The sequence below is a fragment of the Azospirillum sp. B506 genome, assembly GCF_000333595.1.
In the GTDB taxonomy this organism is placed as follows: domain Bacteria; phylum Pseudomonadota; class Alphaproteobacteria; order Azospirillales; family Azospirillaceae; genus Azospirillum.
Genome location: NZ_BADK01000178.1, coordinates 1 through 1,599, shown reverse-complemented (window position 1 = coordinate 1,599; position 1,599 = coordinate 1). Strand labels below are relative to the sequence as shown.

General features: G+C 67.2%; 2 protein-coding genes. Both read right to left on the bottom strand.

Annotated features, from left to right (window positions below; all coding sequences use genetic code 11):
• Positions 1-456, bottom strand: a 456-nt coding sequence (locus tag I71_RS06105; protein WP_042692371.1) for a fumarylacetoacetate hydrolase family protein, incomplete at its 3' end; no start/stop codon positions are given.
• Positions 457-618: 162 nt separating this feature from the next.
• On the bottom strand, positions 619-1,599 hold a 981-nt coding region (locus I71_RS06100; protein ID WP_083897006.1), incomplete at its 5' end, for a C-terminal binding protein.

Sequence of the window (1,599 nt, the reverse complement as noted above, 5' to 3'; positions counted from 1 at the left end):
CAGGCAATAGCCGGCGACATGCGACAGGGCGTCGGCTTCCGAAACGCAATGCGCTTGGGTGCCGATCACGACCCCGAGTTCCACCTCCCAGTCGAGCTTGGTCGACCCCAGCGGCTGGATGGTGGGTTCGTCCGGGCCGCACATCGCGCTGACCGCCTTGAGGAAGATGATCGGCTCGCTCGGCACGGCCAGGCCGACCTCCTCGGCGTGGTCGGAATAGTTCAGACCGATGCAGACGTATTTCGACGTGCCCGTAAACGGGATGCCGAAGCGGGGATTGCCGTCGACGACGGGCAGGCTGGCGGGATCGATTGCCGTCAGCCGGCGCAGCCCGTCCGGCGACAGCATCTCCGCCGTGATGTCGGAACACTGGGACGACAGATCCCTCAGCCGGCCCTCCCCATCGAGCAGACCCGGCTTTTCCGCCCCATCCTGGCCATAGCGACACAGTTTCATCGGTCATCGTCCTTCTGGGGCCGCCTGCCGAATGCCCGTCCGTCCGGCGGGCAAAGCCCTTCGGTCGGCGAGGCGTTCGCAGCGGCCCGGTTGTGTTTCATGATGTGATACGTGATGCGTCCCCGGCTTCCGGCTGGGGTCGCAGTCCTCTTGGAGGCCGCGTCAGAGGCCGGCGCGGTTCCGGCCCTTCACGGCCGGGTTCACCACGTTGATCGGCCACTCGCCACTCAGCACGCGCCGGACTTCCGACGGTGCCCCCGACTGCAGCCCGACCATCGCCTCTTCGCTGTACCAAGCCGCATGCGGCGTGATGATGACGTTCTCGCGCCCGCGCAGCGGGTGCGGATCGGGGAGCGGCTCAGGATCGGTGGTGTCGAGCGCGCAGCCGGCGATGCGACCGGCGTCGAGGGCGCGTACCAGAGCGGCGGTGTCGACAATCGGGCCGCGCGCGACATTGATCAGGATGGAGGACGGCTTCATGCGCGCGAAGGCCTCGTCCCCGATCAGTCCGCGCGTCGCGGTGGTGAGGGGCGGGTGCACCGAAAGGAAATCCGCCTGCTCCAGAACCGCGTCCAACTCCTGCTTCTCGCCGGGAACGGCGAACTGGCCGTTCTCGACGAACGGGTCGCTGAACACGACGCGCATGTCGAAGGCCGCAGCCCGTGCGGCCACCTTCCGCGCGATGTTGCCGAACCCGACGAGGCCGAGTGTCTTCCCGGCGAGCCGGGTCATCGGCTTGCCTGGGGGCACTGCCCATTCGCCGGCGCGGACGCGGCGGTCGTAGAAGGCGATCTTGCGGGCGGCCGCCAGCATCAGGGCCATCGCGTGTTCCGCAACCTCGTCGACGCAATAGGTCGGGTTGTTGGTCACGATGATGCCGGCTTCGGTCGCCGCCGCCAAGTCGATGGTGTCGACACCGATGCCATAGCGGGCGATGACCTTGCACTTGGGCATCCGCCCGATCACCTCGGCCGTGATCGGGCCGGCATAGGTGTTCAGAAGGGCATCGCAATCGGCGGCCTGCTCGAGAAACTCGGCCGGAGCCGCCGCCTTGAACGGGACCAGATCGGCGATCCCGCCGAGCGTGTGATGCTCGACGTCCAGCGATTTCCACACGTAATCGGTCAGTACGACCTTGGCTTT